This is a genomic window from Marivirga harenae (assembly GCF_030534335.1).
In the GTDB taxonomy this organism is placed as follows: Bacteria; Bacteroidota; Bacteroidia; order Cytophagales; family Cyclobacteriaceae; genus Marivirga; species Marivirga harenae.
Genome location: NZ_CP130565.1, coordinates 3,444,939 through 3,462,354, shown reverse-complemented (window position 1 = coordinate 3,462,354; position 17,416 = coordinate 3,444,939). Strand labels below are relative to the sequence as shown.

Here is a 17,416-nt window from a genome sequence, read left to right as displayed (position 1 = left end):
TTTATCTCTTTCTAGAGTTTAGGACAGGCTCAAATATTTCATCTGCATCAATTCCCCTTATTTTTAATCCATAAAGGATAGCTGCATAATCACTTATAGCTTGATCTCGTTCCTTTTTGAGCTTCAAATTCTCCTCCTTTAAGTTTTCTATTGTTTTATCAGAGTCTCTTTTTTTTGTTCCCGATTTTGTTAACCCTGCGTTTTTGAGTTGTAAATCCTTGTAATAATCTATAATCTCTCCTCTTTTACCAACAAAGGTTGACCTGCTATTTATCCCTAATTTTATTCTTATCAAAGATCTAGAAATCTGTGAAGTTTTTGGATCTTTATATACATATTCTTTGCAGATATCTTCTATGGCCTTATCTAAATGTTCTCCTCTTAATTTTTTACTTTTCATTTAATCGAACTTGTTTTTGATGATTGTGACAGATTTAATTGTTTTCCATTGGGAAAAATTTTCTTAGGTGTTTTTTCAGGAATTAATTTTAAAGCAATATCAAGATTTTCAATTTTTTGTTTTAAATCCTTTACCCAGATGGAATCTTTACCTTGATTTACGCTAAGCTTTGAATAGACTTGTTTAAAATTTTCTCTCAATTTATGTAATCTCTCGGTTTCTTTTGGGTCATTTGTCCTGTGGAGATTGGAACAGCCATTCCAGCATTGTAAATGCTTCATGCATGGGGACTGACTAAAATCGTGCGTACATCCTCCAAATGGAGTCACATGCAATGCCGAGGCATGAACTTTAAGAAATTCCTCTGCGTCTTTTGAGCTTTGTTCGGCTTTTATTTTTTCGTAGATAGTTGTTAGAGGTCCTCGTATTGTGCCCGACATAATTCCTTTTCTTAGGAAAGAAACTTTTTCTATATTATCGTTATAGTTAACAAAGTTCCTATGATCATCCGTTTTCTCCTGAGGACTTTGGTGTTGATAATAACTATTTTGTGCAAGGTCTTTACGCCCAAGGGCTAATGCTTGTTGAACATTACTCATACCGCAAAGCTGATATATAGTATTTCTCCAATGCCTAAAAGCATGCGAAGTAATCTTCAACCTGGAACCATCTTTTTCTGTTAGCTGTCTTCGGTCAAAGATTGATTCATTGGCAGATACAGCACCTAACGCACTATTGATTTCAGCCAAGGTTGTACGATGCGGAAATAGTTTGATTAAACTAGTTCCACGTTCCTTAAATCTGTAAGCACCTTCAAATCTAATACTTAATATTTCAGAGGTTTTTAAAACAGTTTTTAGTGAATTATTATGATTAATTTTAAAATCAAAATGATCTGGAAGTTTCTTTAACAAAGCGCTTTCAAGTTCACCACTTCTATAATATCTTCTCTTCTTGTAGCGACCATAAATTTTGCTATTTCTATCTGAATTGATATCTGATTTGATGACAGGAATTCCTAATCTGTCAATGTATCTATGAAGACCTAAAAAGCCTTTAAAATGAATGTATCTATTCATTATTGAATCATCGTCAATGAGTTCATTAGGGTTTTCTGGCCAGACTTTACCTGCATGGTCTTCTTGCCATTTTGCAATTATTCGTGCTTCCTGAGTAAGTTCTTTAAGCCTTTCTACCGCTCTTTTAGCAAATGGAACATCCTGGTCTGATAAATAATGTATCTTTGGTTGGAAGTTTTTTTCTGCGTAGTATTTAATGCCTACTTCCAAAATTTTATTTCCATTTGCATCTTTAATAGCACTGCCATTTTTATCGTACTTTTCCAACTCAAGCCAGCAATCATAAGGAATTACTGTTACCTCGTTCCCTCTTTGTCCTAATGTGATTAGTAAGTCTATAGTCCTAAGTAAAATTTCCTCATTTTCATTTATAGGGTTATTCGTACATTGAGCATACGCCTCGAAAAGCTGCATGCTAGGTGTCTTAGTATCATCTCTTTCGTTATCATCAAATATCGCACTGAGCCTTTTATTTGAATGATAGGATCTATTAGGTTGAAAACTATGTTGAAACGATATTCTAGTGCTTAAAAGATTCAGTTCGTCAATTGCATCAGCGACCAATTTAATGTTAGCAGCAGCATCGTAAATATTTTTATAATTTTCTTCTTCCCGAAGTTGTAAGGATTTTTCAAAATGCCATCTGGTCAATACAACTGGTGATTGCTCTTTTCGTGGTAGCATTACTAATACATAAAGTCTTCGTAGCTCATTTATATAATTTCGAATGGACATAAATCCGGTCCTTCGAGTTCTTCTTAAATAAATAGCTAAGGCCTTGATAAAACTGCTAAATTCCTTGGGTAGGGGCTGGCCTGCCGGAATACTGTTTAGGTTACTTCTTATTGATCTGAAGTCAAAAAATTTATCTTGACCTCTATTTGGAATCCAATTGGAAACATTCCATTTATCATCAGACCAGCAAATATCAACATCGATACCTATAAGATATTCCTGTTGTTCTCTTATAAATTCATCTATTTCCCCTTTCATTTATTAAAAAGATTTACTGTTTTCGCAACTGATTCTATGACCATTTCTAATTGTTCCAGCGTCCTGTTAAATTTCAAATCTCCTGAATCGGTCGAATTATCTATAAAAATTTGCACTTCATTTTGCAGCTCTTTTAGCACTTCGGTATGAGGGCCATTTTCAAATGGGTGAAACTTCTGACATGTGTAACAAGAGTACACAGGGTTTTTTGGGCATGAAGAATGGGAGGGGAGGCCGCAACCACCAATACCCCCAATGTATCCTGTCCCAACAACGCCACTAATCCATCGATCCTCCGGGACGTTTTCTTTTTTCTTAGGCCTTCCTGTTTGTAATATTTCTATTATTTCCTTAAACCTGTCGCTTTTACCTAAAGCTCTGGATTTAATTTCTGCAATGTTAGGGGTGTTATTTACGTATGCACGTCCAGCTACTGTACTATTATGACCTAGGGCTTCAGCTATTACTTCAGCAGGGCTACCTTGATCTGCAAGTGTTTGAGCTAAACTATGTCTTAAAATTGTATTTCCTTCAAATTTCGAAGTGTCTATTAGCATCTCTTTTAAGCAACAGTTGATCACTTTACTGATTCCAGGAGAGGTAAATCGTTTTCTTTTCTTGGTTTTAAAAAGAGGTTCATTGCTGTCTTTACCAGTAACAAGTAGCTCAAGAAAAAATCCCAACTTACTTGAAATAGCTCTTCTCTTTCTGATATGTTGCTGATCATTTGATTTTTTTACATTAACTATATCAAGAGAGTAGAATACAGCCTCCATGTTTTTAATGACTTTGAAATCTCCTACATTCAAAGAGATAGTTTGAATTGGTCTTATTCCCAGTTCGAATGACGAAAGAACAATTAAGGCTTCAGTAAATTCCAGTTTATCCTTTTTACAGGTTTCTAGAGTACTATACAGAAATTTGATTAGCCTGATTTGATCAGACTTCTTTATTTCAAATTCTCGCATTGCAATGTGTCCAAAACTGTTTTTTACTCCTGGTTTGTCGTATTTTAACCTTTTGAAAACTGACCGATAATCCAGTTCTACATTCTGCGTTTTCATCCACTTAAAAAACATTTTAAAAGAGTTGAAATTTTCTTTACTCTTCTTAAAATAATTAGATAATTCAGTGCCGTAATTAAACAAGTAGGGATTAAATCTAAGTTTTAATAAGGTCCGTACAACACTTATATCAGTTTTCACAGTTGCAGGAGATTTTGTTTCTAATCGATTTGCTAAAAAGCCCTTGTATAAATCAGTAATTTTTTTTTCATGATCCTTATAAGAATACCAATTAATAGAGTATTTGATACCTGCATAGATGAAAACCCAATTATCTGATTTTAAATTAATTATATTGTAATCATCGTCAGATATTTGGGATGTTTTTATAACATCAGTACGCTGGAATATATACTCAGAGATTCTCATAAAAACTTTCTATTCTTTTAAGATTAGTAAAATTTGCTTTATCAGAAATGTAATTGGCTGCATACTTGCTAGGCATTACAGATGTTAATGTCCATCCCATTATCGCTCGTAACTGATCTAAAGCTTTGTCCAAAGGATATCCTTTCTCATCTATTAAAAAAGATAAGAAGTTGTTAGCGAATGCATATCTAAAGTCATGAGGGCTAATATTATAGTTAGAATTTGTAATTTCGTTAGCTTTTTGAACTAATTTCTTGATGATATTAGCTAGAGCGTTTTTTCCTAGGGGATTACCTTTTTCACTTAAAAATAGAAATTTGCTTACTGAATTTGATTCGACATTTCTATAAGTGATAACATAAAAATGTATTACCATAAACAGTTCCTTTGAAATAGCAACAGTTCTATTGCTTTGTAGATTTTTGACGGAAGGAGGGGAAAACCTTGGGTCAAATTCTTCGGGATCATCCATAATTTCGATATAGAATCTGTCTCCAAATTCCTGATATGAATCAATTTTCAACGTAAGTAATTCACCCTTTCTGATACCAGTCTCTTGAAGTAGTGATACTATTACGAAGTTTCGAATTCTAATACCCTCATCTTCTTTAAAAGGGTTAAATTCACTGGAAGGAGAAGCTATGTGCACCACTGTCAACAAAAAATCAGAATCAATGTCCCTGTTGTTTTTTCGCTGTAACGTGGTTCTACTTTTAATAATAAAGGATCTCAGCTTAGTTAGTGAAATCTCAAGGTTGTAATCCCTATTAATGAACTCTATGAAATCATTAACAGATCGTAAAATTAGATTTCTATAATCCACAGATTGTTTATATCGCGAAGTGCTGTCTAAAATGTAATAGATGAATGAGTCGATTATATCTTGAATTGGTTGTTTTTCACCTCTAATTAATAAATTTTCAAAAGATTGATATCTTGATTCAGAATATTGATATAATCGCTTTATGCAATACAATTTATTTCGAATATTGGTTTTAGAATATTTGTATCTCAGGTCTAGCAACACAAACTTTAAAAAGATATAACATGGTTGATTTGTATCATCCCTAAATAGTAGAGGTAAGAATAAATCTTTATTGATTTGAATTGACCTTGTATAAAACATTATATTTTATATTTTAACAATTATAATATTTTATTTTGATTTTTTTATTAGGAGCTATAAAAATGAACAATAATGACTAGGGGCTTTACTTAACATAATATAAATTATATAACTTTAATCTATATCACTGTGACATATATTTGAAAATTAGTTCTCAAATCATTAACTTCAGTACGGTAAATCATTATTGTGAGATCCTATGAAACTTCTACGATCGGTTTTCAATCGAAAGTACCTGCACCAATATAGATTCTTGGTTATTCTAGGCTCGGTCATTATTTTCATTGGTACTCTAACAATTACTCAAGACTACCTAGACGCTCACCGAAATGGCGGTTCTTTCTATTTCAGTGAATCCCTATTGTTTAAAACTATTTGGCTGCTGTTCATTCCTGGCTTAATATTGCTAAATAAGTCCCTCCAAAATCAGAGCCTAGAAAGCATTCAAAGGACTGTCCTTTATATCATAATCCCTGTATTGATCCACCTTTTAGTCCTTCCATTTGTTTTTCTGTTCTTTTCGATCACTTTTTATGAAGGTCGCTTCGGATTGTACAAAATCTTCACCTATACTTTGGCTAATGATTTCCATAAACTCCTACTTATTTATGGAACTTTTGTATTCGTTTACAAATACTTTTGGGCTGAAAAAGAAACTCAAAGCTCGCAAAATGCACCCTTTCTTGATAAAATCGTGATCAATAATGGGCAGGAAAAAACTATTGTACATGTCGAGGATATTCAGATAATTAGGTCTGAAACACCTTATGTAGCTCTCCATCTTGAAAATAGAAAGTATTTGTATACAGATAGTCTAAAATCGATTAGCAAGCAATTAGATGATTCCATTTTTCTTAGAGTCCATAAATCAACAGTTGTGAATATTAATTCAGTTGTCTCGTATAAGTCTCGACTTAATGGAGACTATGATTTACGACTGAAAAACGGAGATCTCGTCAGATTAAGTAGAACTTATGCCTTAGATTTCAAAAAGCGCTTCAATACCCCATCATCAGGATAGCCTATAAACTCATCAGCTTAAGGTATTTTATTTTTAAGACCTATTTTTCGGCTGCATCTTTAGTATAAAATTCACCTAAATCAATAGATATGAATACTAGAGCAAAAACTTTTCAGTTAATAACAGGACTATTGCTAATGGCCTTCTCCTCCTGCGATGCACAGACAAACAAAGATGCTAAGCAGATGAACTACAAGCTTGTTGGAGGACCATGTGAAGGCTGTGAAGCAGTTTTTGAATACGGAGACCAGGAACTCAACGCGACTGATACCCTTCCCGATTTTAATAAAAGTGACTCCAAAATTAAGATTAGCGGCACGATTTACCAATCAGATGGGAAAACTCCGGCTGAAGATGTGATTTTATATGTTTATCACACTAATAACGCTGGTATCTATAAAGCAAAGGAAAGTGCAAAAGGCTGGGGAAAACGGCATGGTTACAATAGAGGATGGGTAAAAACAGATCACAGTGGGCGCTACACCATTTATACTGTTAAGCCCTCCCCCTACCCAAATCGGGCACAAGCGGCACATATACACTACACGATCTTGGAACCAAACGGTAAATACTATTGGCTTTCTAGTGTCCATTTTAATGGAGATAGCTTGCTAACACCGAGGGAAACAAAGCCTGATTCTCCCAGAGGCGGAACAGTAGGACTATTGAGTTTGGAAAAAGAAGGAAATCTGCATGTGGGCAAGCGAGATCTCATTTTAGGAAGAAACATCCCAAATTATTAATTAAAGGCTATTTAGGTAGTCAGATCAAATCCAGAGGGTAAGCATTGCAGGAGAGTTGCGGTCGATCCGAGAAGCTTAACGATATGATTCATGCTATACACAATTCATACAATTTTACCGGATGATCAGCAATAGGAAGTTCAACATATCCTATATGAATAAAGCCCAGCTTTTCTAAGACTCTGCTAGAACCTAGGTTTTCATCATTAGTGATTGCATAGACTTTGTTGAGTCCATAGGTATTCAAAGCTAATTCTACCATTTTCTGAGCTGCTGCGGTAGCATAACCCTTTCCTTCAAATTGTTCTAGTATACCATAACCAATATCAACTCCATCTATTCCGTCCCTGTCATGCAGACTGCAGGTTCCAATCTCCGCTTTAGTTTCGCTATCGATGACAATATGATTAACAAATCCTTTTCTGTGCAAATCTGGATGCATTTTGTCCAGTATATACTGCCTGGCATCCGCGACAGATTTAATTCCTCTATCCCCTATTTGGGCCAGCCATTTCTCGCTCGTCATTAAGTCAAATAATAATGGCGCATCTTCTGGCGTAATGGGTCTTATATTGATAGGTTTTAAGGGTTTCTTATTCACTAGAGTCATATTTTACAGGATGCATTGATTTACTAAAATTAGTAACAAAAGTTTACGATTGTAGTATGGGTGAGAACTTATCAAATATAATGATGTCACTTCAATATTTCTTTTGTTACTGAGCCATATTTAAATATATTGTAATGCTAAAAATTTATCATGAAGTGGAAAAAGTATGTTAATAAAAAAAGTATAGCCCTACTTCTGGTCATTGTGATCAGTAGCTTGGCGCTTATTTTTTTCAATTACTATGTTATTAAGATCACTGCAAGTATTCGAAGCTATATAAATGGGGAATCTAATTATTCTAAGGGGCAAAAAGATGCTTCATTCTATTTATTACGGTATCTGGAATCAGAATCGGAGAATGACTGGATTCAATACCAAGAAAATATGCTTATTTCTTTTGGCCCGAGAGATTTCCGGGTGGCTCTACTAAATGATAGCTCTAGAGCAGAGATGCACAGGGCTTTAATTCAAGGAAGAAACAATCCAGATGATACTGATAATTATATTTGGCTGTATAAGAATTTTGGCCAGTTCTCTTTTATGCAAGAAGCTGTTGCAAGTTGGACCAAGGGTGATCACTACAATGAAAAATTAGATAGCATAGCGCATTATGCTCATGCAAAGATAGCACAGGATGGGAAAAATCAATTAGATGTTGATTTAGTGAAGGCTGAAATCATTCGAATCAATAAAAAATTATCAGAAGTTGAATATTCCTTTTCTGATGCATTGAGCCGCATTAGTCGGAAGGTTGAAGGTTGGCTGAAGCTTGCCAATGTGATATTTGTGATTTTAATTGTAGGTGGCTCAGGAACCTATTTTTTAATACTTATAAAACGGCTGGAAAAATCTGAAAAAAAATTGATCGCGAATAATACAAAACTGGAAGATATTAATGCAGCGTTGGACCGATTCGCTTATAGTGTTTCACATGATTTAAGGGCTCCTATTTCTTCTCTCAAAGGATTAGTGGAGTTACTTAAGCTTGAAGGCGAGCAAGCGCAATTGCCTAAATACTTAAATATGATGAATGACAGCCTTAAGCGGCAAGATGAGTACATTAAAAATATTTTGCTCCACGCGCGTAACCGTAGGATGGTCAATGACTTCAGGCCTATTCAGCTTTCGGTGGTAATCGATGAAATACTGACAGATTTGATTCATTATGACGGCCGAGATAAAGTGGAAATAAAAGTAGATGTGCCGGATGAAGTAGTTACTGATGAAAACCGGCTAAAGATTGTACTGAGTAATTTAATTTCCAATGCGATTAAGTATAGAGATGACCATAAAGTACCACAAATAGAAATCTTCAGTAGTGCTTCACCAGATGGTGTACTCATTACCGTTCAAGATAATGGGATTGGGATACAAGAAGAATACCAATCCAAGATCTATAATATGTTTTTTGTTACGAATAACTCAAAAAAGGGAACGGGTTTAGGCATGTATATCGCGAAAGAGGCTATTCAAAAAATGAACGCCAGTATTTCATTAGCCTCTACATATGGCAGCGGCACCCGTTTTGATTTGTTTATACCTCATGTGCTCGAGGATGATTTAGATACTGATGAGAATTAAGTAGGTATGAACAAAGATCGTTTGTAGAGTAAGAAGATGGGTTTGAGGTGAAGCTAAACGGAATAGAATTCGATAAGTACTCATTTATCCCTTGATTGCTCAGGATATTATTAATCAATCTATTAATTTTCGACTGCGCTATAATAAGACATCTAAACATGAGACGAAAAATTCCAGAATCAACACTGCCTAAATTGAATCGTTCGCAAATGATTACTGCTGAAGGATTTCAAAAGTTGCGCGAAGAGCATGATCATTTGTGGAAAGTTGAACGCCCAGATGTTACGGCCAAGGTTTCATGGGCTGCCAGTTTAGGCGACCGATCAGAAAATGCTGATTATCATTACAATAAAAAACGCTTACGTGAAATTGATAGTCGCATTCGTTACCTACGCAAATGCATAGATAACTTTAAAGTCATTCATTATCATCCGAATCAGGAAGGCAAAGTAATGTTTGGTGCCTGGGTGGAAGTTGAGAACATGGATAGAGGACTAAAAAAACGACTCCGTATTGTCGGATACGAAGAGCTAATTGGCAATAAAGATTATATTTCGATGGACTCACCGCTGGCAAAAGCACTTTTAAACAAAATTGAAGGTGATGAAGTCATTGTAAAAACTCCTGCCGGTGAATTCAACTGGCGAATACTTAAGATTGAGTATGAACAAGGTAGTGCTTCTGGTTTTTAAATTCACCTCTCTCCCACTATTTTGGCTAAAATCAATGATTTTCCAACTCTTTGGGGCGCTGAATGTAAACTGGTAAAGAATTCAATCTTGGAATGTTGCTGGCTTCTTTTGACGATAAAAGGATCTTGCGCGAGAATGTCTATTGATTAAAGCAATAGGAAGGATATAAAAATGAATCTGATATAGATCATAGCCTTTTTTGAATTATTTTAAAATGGTATAAGGAATAAAAACACAGTGATTAAGCTTATACTACAAAACGCATTCATTTGGCTCAAATGTAAATGAATTTCGATAAAAAGTTCACGCTAACGGTCAAGGTTTGACTTAGTATACCGATCGCCATTAGTTTACCTTAGCAGCATGCAAAGCATGGAGGCAACCAGGATTTTGGTTTAAATTAACCAGGCTCATCTATAAGTATTTAGTTCTACTTAGTACTTAAGTTAAGATTTCCTGCAATCTTGCTCATAATAAAATTAATAGTCAATTCCTTCATTCTGTTCAACATTCTTTATTTTGACGAAAGTAGAAGATAACTAAATAAGTGAAATATATCTTGTAATTTGAGATGTAGATTACAAATCTGGCTTAGAGTTGGGTTTTCAATTTGAATAAACCTTAAAATTGTATGGAATGATTAAATGTTGCATATGTCAAACGAGCGATGCTGATAAACTCGGATCACATGTTGTTCCTGCTTTTATGTTGGTGTCCATGATTGGGAAAAGGAATGAGGAAGTTGGATTCCAAATTTCATCAAGAGGATTTGTTCAGAAATACATTGGTAGAGAAGTTAGTCCTGAAAGCATCAATAAATTATTGGATAGAGAACTTACTGACGAGGATATTGAGAATAACGAAAACCTATTCACTGTAGACAATTTGGTTTGCACTGTTTGTGAAAACAGACTAGGGGCAATTGAATCAATATGTGCTCCTTTTATCAAGTCAATTCAAAAACCAGAAGAGAACGAAGAAGAAATTGAAAGCATTTATATTGAACAAAACCTTGAGCTTAGACTCCTGTTTTTGACAATACTCTACCGGCTGGGTTCAGCAGAAAAGTTTGACTACAACCTTAATATTACTCTAAAACGTAGGATTAGAAACATTTTAGCTAAGGTACTTGACACTGATCCAAAAGTGATTAATGAAAACTTACTGAGATTTAAAAGCGAAATTATCTCAATGCCCATGGCAGTGTTTTACTGCCCTCTCTCAGAGGAAAACTCAACATCCAATCAAATCTATTGCCACAATGAAACTTCAATCCCTGCAATTGCAATGATCAATGAATTCATAATTACTGTTTATAATAACAAATCTCAGACTTCATTTGACTTCAGTGAGGTCTATTCTCTTGATAAATCAATGGTTGTTTCTGTAATTAATTATAAAGAAAATAATTTCAAGATTGGGACAGCTGTTGATAGGAAAAAGGTGAATAAATCTATGAATGATGAATTGGCGAAGGTTATGTGTAATAATCTCAGTACGTTGTATAGACAGATTTCCGAACAGCATAAAGGGGTCAATCCATCTGCTGATGAACTTAAAGCATTTATGGATGAGCTAATTTTCGATGAAACTCCAGAAACCGATAAGTATACACCAGGAAATATAGCTAGAGTGATGCATAAGCATTTAGTACCTTAATTTTGGATAAGCCAACCACAAATTCAACGCACATTTGTCATCCGCTCAAGGTTTCCCTAAATCCACAGATGCCAAAAGAGTGTTCCATCCTACTCCATAAAAAAACTGTTTTCTTCATTCCCGTTAAAATAGAAAATAATTTCCAACCCGCATCCCAAAGCTTACATTAACATAACGCACTTAATTTGTATTATATAAAATGTAATAGTATGAAATTGAATTTCTATAAAACTTACATTTGTGACCGACCTGAATTGACAAATAGTTTCTCGAAACAGTAATTTCAAAAAAGCAAAAACCAATTTTTTAAAAGGGAGTATCTCATAAACTGTGTAAGTTCTAAAATAGAGCTTACGAAACAGTTTTATGACCTCGGAAATTTAGGGAGTGATTTTGTAAAAATCGCTGCTTAAATTTCGAGGAGCCGCGGCAGGCGCTTTTCTCAATTTGTGTGTAAATATTTTTAACTTTATAAACACACAGATTGCAAGATGAAAAAAGAAGATCTATTAAACGAAGAGTTTTTAAAGCAATTTAAAGACGGAGATGAACTCAATGATTTCCTGCAGCAACTTCAAAAGCGTGCGGTGGAGAAAATGCTGGAAGCAGAGCTGGATGGCCACTTGGGCTATGATAAAAACCAAAAGACTACCAGTTCCAATTCTCGTAATGGTTATTCAAACAAAAAACTCAAAAACTCTTTTGGCGAAGCCTCCATAAATGTTCCCAGAGACAGAGAAGGAAGCTTTGAACCGATGCTAGTCCCTAAAAGAAAAGGAATGGCAGAGGGCATTGAAAATGTTATTATTTCCATGTACGCCAAGGGAATGTCCAATCAGGACATAGAAGAGCAGATACGCGAGCTCTATGATATCAATGTTTCTACCTCTACCATATCAAGGATTACAGATACCATTGCTGAGGATATTGTAGCCTGGAGAAACAGGCCACTAGATCCTGTTTACTTAATTGTATGGATGGATGGTATTTCTTTTAAAGTAAGAGAGAACTCCAAAGTGGTTAATAAAACGGTTTACATTGCTGTGGGGCTCAAGACCAATGGAATGAAGGAGGTATTAGGCTTGTGGTTGGGAAAGAACGAATCCTCTGCGTTTTGGATGAGTGTGCTGACCGATTTAAAAGCAAGTGGTGTGGAAGACATCCTGATCACGGCAACAGACAACCTCAACGGCTTTACTGATACCATAAGAGCCTCATTCCCTGAATCGGTCACTCAAATATGCGTGGTTCATCAAATCAGGAATACTTGCCGATATGTCGTCTGGAAGGATAAAAAAGAGTTTACCCGTGACATGAAGGAAATTTATACTGCTCCTAACAAAGAAGCGGCTTTGGCTGCTTTAAATGATTTTGGACTTAAATGGGAATCAAAATACTCGTATGCCATTAAAAGTTGGAAAGACAATTGGGACGAACTCACCGTGTTTTTTGATTATCCTGTGGAAATTAGAAAAATCATTTACACCACTAACTTAATTGAAAACCTAAATGGAAAAATCAGAAAGTACACCAAAAATAAGCTCTCATTTCCTACTGACGATGCAGTAATGAAATCTGTATTTTTATCTGTTAGGGAGGTAAGTAAAAAATGGACTCAGCCTATTAGAAACTGGGGAGTAATACTTAACAGTTTTCTTATTATATTTGAAGATAGGGTCAGATTAAATGAATCTTAACCCTATCTACAAAATTTTTAGTTACACACTTTTTGGGATAGTGTCTTTTAAAAATTATTCAATACTTAATTCCTGTGATCTTATATTATTGAAGTCATTTTTACTAGAAATATTTAATGTAATTAGATATTCTAACAGATGTTTAGCTATAGCATAAGCCAACAAAGGAGGAACTGCATTTCCAACTTGATTATATTGAGACAGGCAGTCCTTGTATTCTTTCCCATTTCTTTCAAGCAGTTTCTTTGAGACCAGCGTCCTTTTTCCTTTGAAAATATAATTATCAGGGAAAGACTGAAGTCTTGCAGCTTCCCGAGCTGTCAAATTTCGGGGTATATTTGGGTGAATGAAACTAGAATAAAATGATGCTGGAATAGTATAAGAAACTTTTGAAGCATCAAGATGTCTATAATTAGAATTATATAAAGACTTTGACAATTTTCCATTGCCGCTTCTTTGTCTTACTCGTAATTCCGATGACAATGTTCCTAATTCATTTCCTGCCTGAATTTCTCTAAACCTATCTATTAATCGTCTTGTATGTTGCATCGCTACATGGTTGTAGACCTTTTCCGAACCAGCTCTACACCAAGATTGATATTTATTAGAAGTAGGCAACGTGTAATCTTGAACCTCTTTCCCTTCCTTGGCTAAAATCCAAGGTAAATCGAAGAGTGCATCTCCCACTGTGACGGGTGAGAGCAAAGAATCATCGGATGTGGTAAAAGCATGAGTTCTAGGAGGTGGCAAAATCATGTCTCCATTTTTAGATCCTACAATAAAAACTCGGTCTCTTGACTGTGGTACTCCATAGTCAGCAGCATTAAGTTTCCATATATTAACAGTATAATTTATACTCTCAAAGGTTGAACGGATTATGTCGATAATTTTAGTCCCGCTAGCATTTCTCTTAGTCAATATTCCAGAAACGTTTTCCATAACAAACAGAAAGGGTTTAATTTCATCTACCCATTTAGCGAAATACATAAACAAGGAATTTCTAGGATCATTGGGATCTTTTGAAGGACCTGCAATGCTAAATCCCTGACATGGAGGTCCTCCAATTATGACCTCTGCATTTTTAAATCTTAAATCAGGAGAAATTCTTTCAATATCTCCTTGAATTATGTCACCTTTTTTATGATTAGTTCTTAATGTTTCAGAAGCCCATTCATCTTTTTCCACAGCTGCAATCAATTCATAGCCTGCTTTTTCAAACCCTAAACTAAAGCCTCCTGCTCCAGCAAATAAGTCGATAAATTTGATTCCTTGCAATATAATTGTATTTATAGATTGGATTCTGCAAATGTCGGAAAATATCTATAAATCTTAGCATACTTTTTAATATCACTGATTGGAATGATAGAACTTAAGTTTTTTTCACCATCAGTTCCACTAGTGTTAATAACATGCCCAGTTTTTAAATCAATTCCATTAGGCAAAACGGAATCAAGAATATGAAGCTCTCTGAAGGTTAGATTGGGGGTCTTTATTTCTAATGCCTCTTTTGAAAGTCTAACAAAATCTAAACTTTCAATCTTAGATTTGGTGTATTGAGCCACGTCTTTAGTAGAATAAATTAATCCACCAAGAGTCAGCATTTTCACCCCATCTTGGTAAGTAATATTAACTAATTGTTTGTAATGAAGATAATCAGGAGAATCAGATTTATTAGTACCATTAATGTCTCGTAGGACTTTATTAATTTCATTGGTAATAACTTCTCTAAAAACACCAGCAGTCTTTTTCAGATTTAAGTGTTCCCCCGTTACACCAGCGGGTACACGCTCACTACCAATTTTCGATTCTAAATCATCTAATCTCATTTTCCACAACTCATCATTTGAATCAGGTTTGTTTTGTGGCTGAAAATGTTGAGCTCGAACTGTCATTAACAATAGACTAGTCTCTTTTAGATTTGCTGTGCAGGTTTCAATGTCTTTTAGGATATTCAAATCTAAAGACTGGTCATAGTCTAACCACACAATCGATGGATCATTCCAGTCCAATGTTGGCAAGACTTCATTAGTACTCGAGAATTTCATCTCAATGCATGAGTACGGCTTATTGAAAATGAAGCGATTCTTATTTTCCTCATCTTTTTCAATACTAATCATTTTATGTATTCCTAACATTTTGTGAATAAGAGAGAAATCAGTGAAGTAAGTTGAACCAAGACCTATATATCTGTACTCTTTGATATTTCTGAAAATTGATAACTCTTGTATTAGCTCACAAAACATTTTTCTTTCTACTGCTTTAGCTGGTCTGAGACCATAATTAATGCTTTAGTAACTCCTACTCATTGTAATCACCTATTTCTGATTCATAAAAATATTTGAATGTCAGTTCTCCAACCTCATTAGCTTTTGATACTCCTAATTCTTTTTTAACGTCTTTTAAATATGAAGTAAGAACAGAATAGCTGATTTTAGACTCATTTATTTTCTTAGGTTTGTTGACTTCAATTTTAGGAAAAGTAAATTTAGTCTCATAATTCGTTTCTTTATACTTTGAAATTGAGACAATAGATGCAGAATTCAACATCTCTTCATAAGGTCTGTCTTTATTATCTTGTTCACGTTCAGCTTTTACAATGCTAAGAAAGGCTGTGACAACTTTTAATTGTTCAATCATCTTTCTACGGACTTGTTTAAATCTGGGTGAATCTCGATCCATTCCATTTTTAGTAGTATTCCATGGCAAAATCGCTGAATTTTCGGCCTCAAAAAACACATAGCCTCTAAATCTATTATATTGACTATGATAATGAGGACCACCGTCTCCTCCTCTTCCTGTCCAACCTGTTAATTCAGTTTGTTCTGGACCAACTATTAGCCTTTCATTGCAGAAAATATACCAACCACCATCTTTACTGCTATCTTTAGAAATTCCGGAGATAATAGTAACATTCATTCCATCTTCATAGGATTTTTCCCATTTGGCAGATTTGAATTTATCATGTTCAATCAAATCTAGACTTCTATTTTTTAGCTTAAATCCATTGATTTTTATTACTAAACCTCTATTTAGGTTGTATAGATGTTCTAATTCTATTTCCTCCCTTAATTTCCCCATAAATAAGGGATCTTCAAATTGTTCTTGTACATCTGAATTAAGATTTTTAACTACAATTTCAGTACCCCTCTCATTTTCTTCAATAAAAATATTCTCTTTTTTGGAAGAAAATTCAAAATCCCAATTCCCTTCATTTCTTTGCCATTCTGGAACGTTTACATTCATTTCAAATTGAGATGTTTCAGCTTTTGATTTCACAGAAAAGGAGTCTCCTAGCTTGAACAAAGCTCTTTTCATGCCAATTCCAAATTGACCTACCGAATGCGGTGAGTTTGGTTTTCCTTTTGCTCTACCAAACCGAAACGCGTATTCTCGTGCAGTAGCTACGTCAATCCCACCACAGTTATCTTTGATTGAGAACTCATTTTTGTTTGCAACAATGAAAATCTCTAATCCTTTGTATACTAAAGAAGGTTCAAGAGTTTTCGATTCTGTTAATACTTCAGTTCTCATACTCTTTGCCCCATCAACAGAATTATCAACCAAATCACCAATGGCATCTCTAAGAGTTAAATCTCTTACCAACATAGTGATGAATAGATCTTTAGTAGGACTAGCTTTTATAGCATCTGTATTTCTATTAATCATGATTTAGATGTTAACTGTTATACAATTGTAGTTATAGTTTCTCACCTTTCAAAACAATGTAATTCTCACTGGCCAATAAAAACAAAACAGTTTATCATTTACTGAATGTTATTTAATTGAGTTTTAGTGCTAGAATTTCAACTGTATGATCGTTGACGTGAAATATCCTAAGGAAAATTGATATAATTAGTTTGTAATACATAAAATTACTTATTTGAATTTTATGTATTACAAGGCACTCTTCGGAATTTTTAAGTTTCAATGCATGATTTTTTAGGTTTTAGTTAAAATAAGTTATTAAACTAGCACTTTTAGTTTAATTAAAAAAGTAGCTTTAGATGAATGAACTAAATCTTTAGACGTAAAGTGGTGCTTTTATTCAATTTTACTGCTTCACTAAATAATATTATTAGCTACATTCGATGCTAAAGAATCAAAAAGAACACTTTGTGCTTAGGAGGATTGAGATTATAACGTTAAAAAAAAGACGACTTTAATCATTTAATTTCAGCCGTCTAAAAACTTTGATTTGTTTTGAATCCATAATAATGTAGAAATCTAGTTTCTACACCCAATCTTCTTACAAGTAATTTTGTTTCTTGTCTCCTTATGGTACAGGTGCTATTTCAAATTTTGATTTAATTGATCAGAGAATTGAGCCAATAAAAGGATTCAGTGGCCCCTTCAAGTAAGAATTCTAGAATACGTATCACAAG

Annotated in this window: 14 protein-coding genes; 6 read left to right on the top strand and 8 right to left on the bottom strand. The window is 34.4% G+C overall.

All coding sequences use genetic code 11. The features are described 5' to 3' along the window. Position 1 precedes the first annotated feature (1 nt). From Q3Y49_RS14740 to Q3Y49_RS14725, 4 genes are read right to left on the bottom strand one after another with little or no spacing between them, the layout of a single operon-like run. Positions 2-400: a hypothetical protein gene (locus tag Q3Y49_RS14740; RefSeq protein WP_303269201.1), complete on the bottom strand. Its 399-nt coding sequence runs from the start codon at positions 398-400 to the stop codon at positions 2-4. After that, positions 397-2,472 (bottom strand): hypothetical protein, encoded by a 2,076-nt coding sequence (locus Q3Y49_RS14735; RefSeq protein ID WP_303269199.1) that lies wholly within the window; start codon positions 2,470-2,472, stop codon positions 397-399. Before Q3Y49_RS14735 ends, Q3Y49_RS14740 begins: the two co-directional genes overlap by 4 nt. Beyond that, a complete protein-coding gene (locus Q3Y49_RS14730; protein ID WP_303269197.1) occupies positions 2,469-3,905 on the bottom strand; it encodes a tyrosine-type recombinase/integrase in 1,437 nt (478 codons plus the stop codon). The genes Q3Y49_RS14735 and Q3Y49_RS14730 overlap by 4 nt, the downstream gene beginning before the upstream one ends. After that, complete coding sequence (locus tag Q3Y49_RS14725; protein WP_303269195.1) at positions 3,892-5,031, bottom strand: tyrosine-type recombinase/integrase; 1,140 nt, start codon at positions 5,029-5,031, stop codon at positions 3,892-3,894. Before Q3Y49_RS14725 ends, Q3Y49_RS14730 begins: the two co-directional genes overlap by 14 nt. Before the next feature lie 199 nt (positions 5,032-5,230). Here Q3Y49_RS14725 and Q3Y49_RS14720 point away from each other — a divergent pair, with 199 nt between their 5' ends. Beyond that, the gene (locus Q3Y49_RS14720) at positions 5,231-6,052 is read left to right on the top strand and encodes a LytR/AlgR family response regulator transcription factor (protein WP_303269193.1); all 822 of its coding nucleotides are present in this window, start codon (positions 5,231-5,233) and stop codon (positions 6,050-6,052) included. A gap of 89 nt (positions 6,053-6,141) precedes the next feature. Further along, positions 6,142-6,795: a dioxygenase family protein gene (locus Q3Y49_RS14715; protein WP_303269191.1), complete on the top strand. Its 654-nt coding sequence runs from the start codon at positions 6,142-6,144 to the stop codon at positions 6,793-6,795. 88 nt (positions 6,796-6,883) lie between these two features. Here Q3Y49_RS14715 and Q3Y49_RS14710 read toward each other — a convergent pair whose 3' ends face one another. Then, positions 6,884-7,396, bottom strand: a complete 513-nt coding sequence (locus tag Q3Y49_RS14710; protein WP_303269189.1) for a GNAT family N-acetyltransferase — start codon at positions 7,394-7,396, stop codon at positions 6,884-6,886. Positions 7,397-7,555: 159 nt separating this feature from the next. On the opposite strand from Q3Y49_RS14710, the gene Q3Y49_RS14705 reads away from it, so the two are divergent. The 4 genes from Q3Y49_RS14705 to Q3Y49_RS14690 all read left to right on the top strand — a co-directional run bounded on the left by Q3Y49_RS14705 (position 7,556) and on the right by Q3Y49_RS14690 (position 13,034). Further along, positions 7,556-8,986, top strand: a complete 1,431-nt coding sequence (locus Q3Y49_RS14705; protein ID WP_303269187.1) for a sensor histidine kinase — start codon at positions 7,556-7,558, stop codon at positions 8,984-8,986. Positions 8,987-9,144: 158 nt separating this feature from the next. Continuing rightward, on the top strand, positions 9,145-9,678 hold the full coding sequence (gene greB, locus Q3Y49_RS14700; protein WP_303269186.1) for a transcription elongation factor GreB: 534 nt from the start codon (positions 9,145-9,147) through the stop codon (positions 9,676-9,678). Positions 9,679-10,314: 636 nt separating this feature from the next. Beyond that, positions 10,315-11,337 carry a hypothetical protein gene (locus Q3Y49_RS14695; RefSeq protein ID WP_303269185.1) on the top strand — a complete coding sequence of 341 codons (1,023 nt, stop codon included), beginning with the start codon at positions 10,315-10,317 and terminating at the stop codon, positions 11,335-11,337. Between the two features lie 491 nt (positions 11,338-11,828). Then, positions 11,829-13,034: an IS256 family transposase gene (locus Q3Y49_RS14690; RefSeq protein WP_303269184.1), complete on the top strand. Its 1,206-nt coding sequence runs from the start codon at positions 11,829-11,831 to the stop codon at positions 13,032-13,034. A 54-nt stretch (positions 13,035-13,088) separates the two neighbouring features. On the opposite strand, the gene Q3Y49_RS14685 is transcribed toward Q3Y49_RS14690, so the two are convergent. The 3 genes from Q3Y49_RS14685 to Q3Y49_RS14675 are packed head-to-tail and all read right to left on the bottom strand — an operon-like array spanning position 13,089 to position 16,700. Further along, on the bottom strand, positions 13,089-14,309 hold the full coding sequence (locus Q3Y49_RS14685; protein ID WP_303269182.1) for a DNA cytosine methyltransferase: 1,221 nt from the start codon (positions 14,307-14,309) through the stop codon (positions 13,089-13,091). Positions 14,310-14,320: 11 nt separating this feature from the next. Then, positions 14,321-15,319 (bottom strand): O-methyltransferase, encoded by a 999-nt coding sequence (locus tag Q3Y49_RS14680; protein WP_367892480.1) that lies wholly within the window; start codon positions 15,317-15,319, stop codon positions 14,321-14,323. Positions 15,320-15,332: 13 nt separating this feature from the next. After that, positions 15,333-16,700, bottom strand: a complete 1,368-nt coding sequence (locus Q3Y49_RS14675; RefSeq protein ID WP_303269179.1) for an ATP-binding protein — start codon at positions 16,698-16,700, stop codon at positions 15,333-15,335. Positions 16,701-17,416: the final 716 nt, after the last annotated feature.

Bases quoted from the DNA above. Each gene is read 5' to 3' on its own strand.
- Q3Y49_RS14735 (WP_303269199.1), bottom strand. From the start codon at position 2,472: ATGAAAGGGGAAATAGATGAATTTATAAGAGAACAACAGGAATATCTT.
- Q3Y49_RS14690 (WP_303269184.1), top strand. From the start codon at position 11,829: ATGAAAAAAGAAGATCTATTAAACGAAGAGTTTTTAAAGCAATTTAAA.
- Q3Y49_RS14720 (WP_303269193.1), top strand. From the start codon at position 5,231: ATGAAACTTCTACGATCGGTTTTCAATCGAAAGTACCTGCACCAATAT.
- Q3Y49_RS14715 (WP_303269191.1), top strand. From the start codon at position 6,142: ATGAATACTAGAGCAAAAACTTTTCAGTTAATAACAGGACTATTGCTA.
- Q3Y49_RS14675 (WP_303269179.1), bottom strand. From the start codon at position 16,700: ATGATTAATAGAAATACAGATGCTATAAAAGCTAGTCCTACTAAAGAT.
- Q3Y49_RS14705 (WP_303269187.1), top strand. From the start codon at position 7,556: ATGAAGTGGAAAAAGTATGTTAATAAAAAAAGTATAGCCCTACTTCTG.
- Q3Y49_RS14740 (WP_303269201.1), bottom strand. From the start codon at position 400: ATGAAAAGTAAAAAATTAAGAGGAGAACATTTAGATAAGGCCATAGAA.
- Q3Y49_RS14695 (WP_303269185.1), top strand. From the start codon at position 10,315: ATGATTAAATGTTGCATATGTCAAACGAGCGATGCTGATAAACTCGGA.
- Q3Y49_RS14730 (WP_303269197.1), bottom strand. From the start codon at position 3,905: ATGAGAATCTCTGAGTATATATTCCAGCGTACTGATGTTATAAAAACA.
- Q3Y49_RS14725 (WP_303269195.1), bottom strand. From the start codon at position 5,031: ATGTTTTATACAAGGTCAATTCAAATCAATAAAGATTTATTCTTACCT.
- greB (WP_303269186.1), top strand. From the start codon at position 9,145: ATGAGACGAAAAATTCCAGAATCAACACTGCCTAAATTGAATCGTTCG.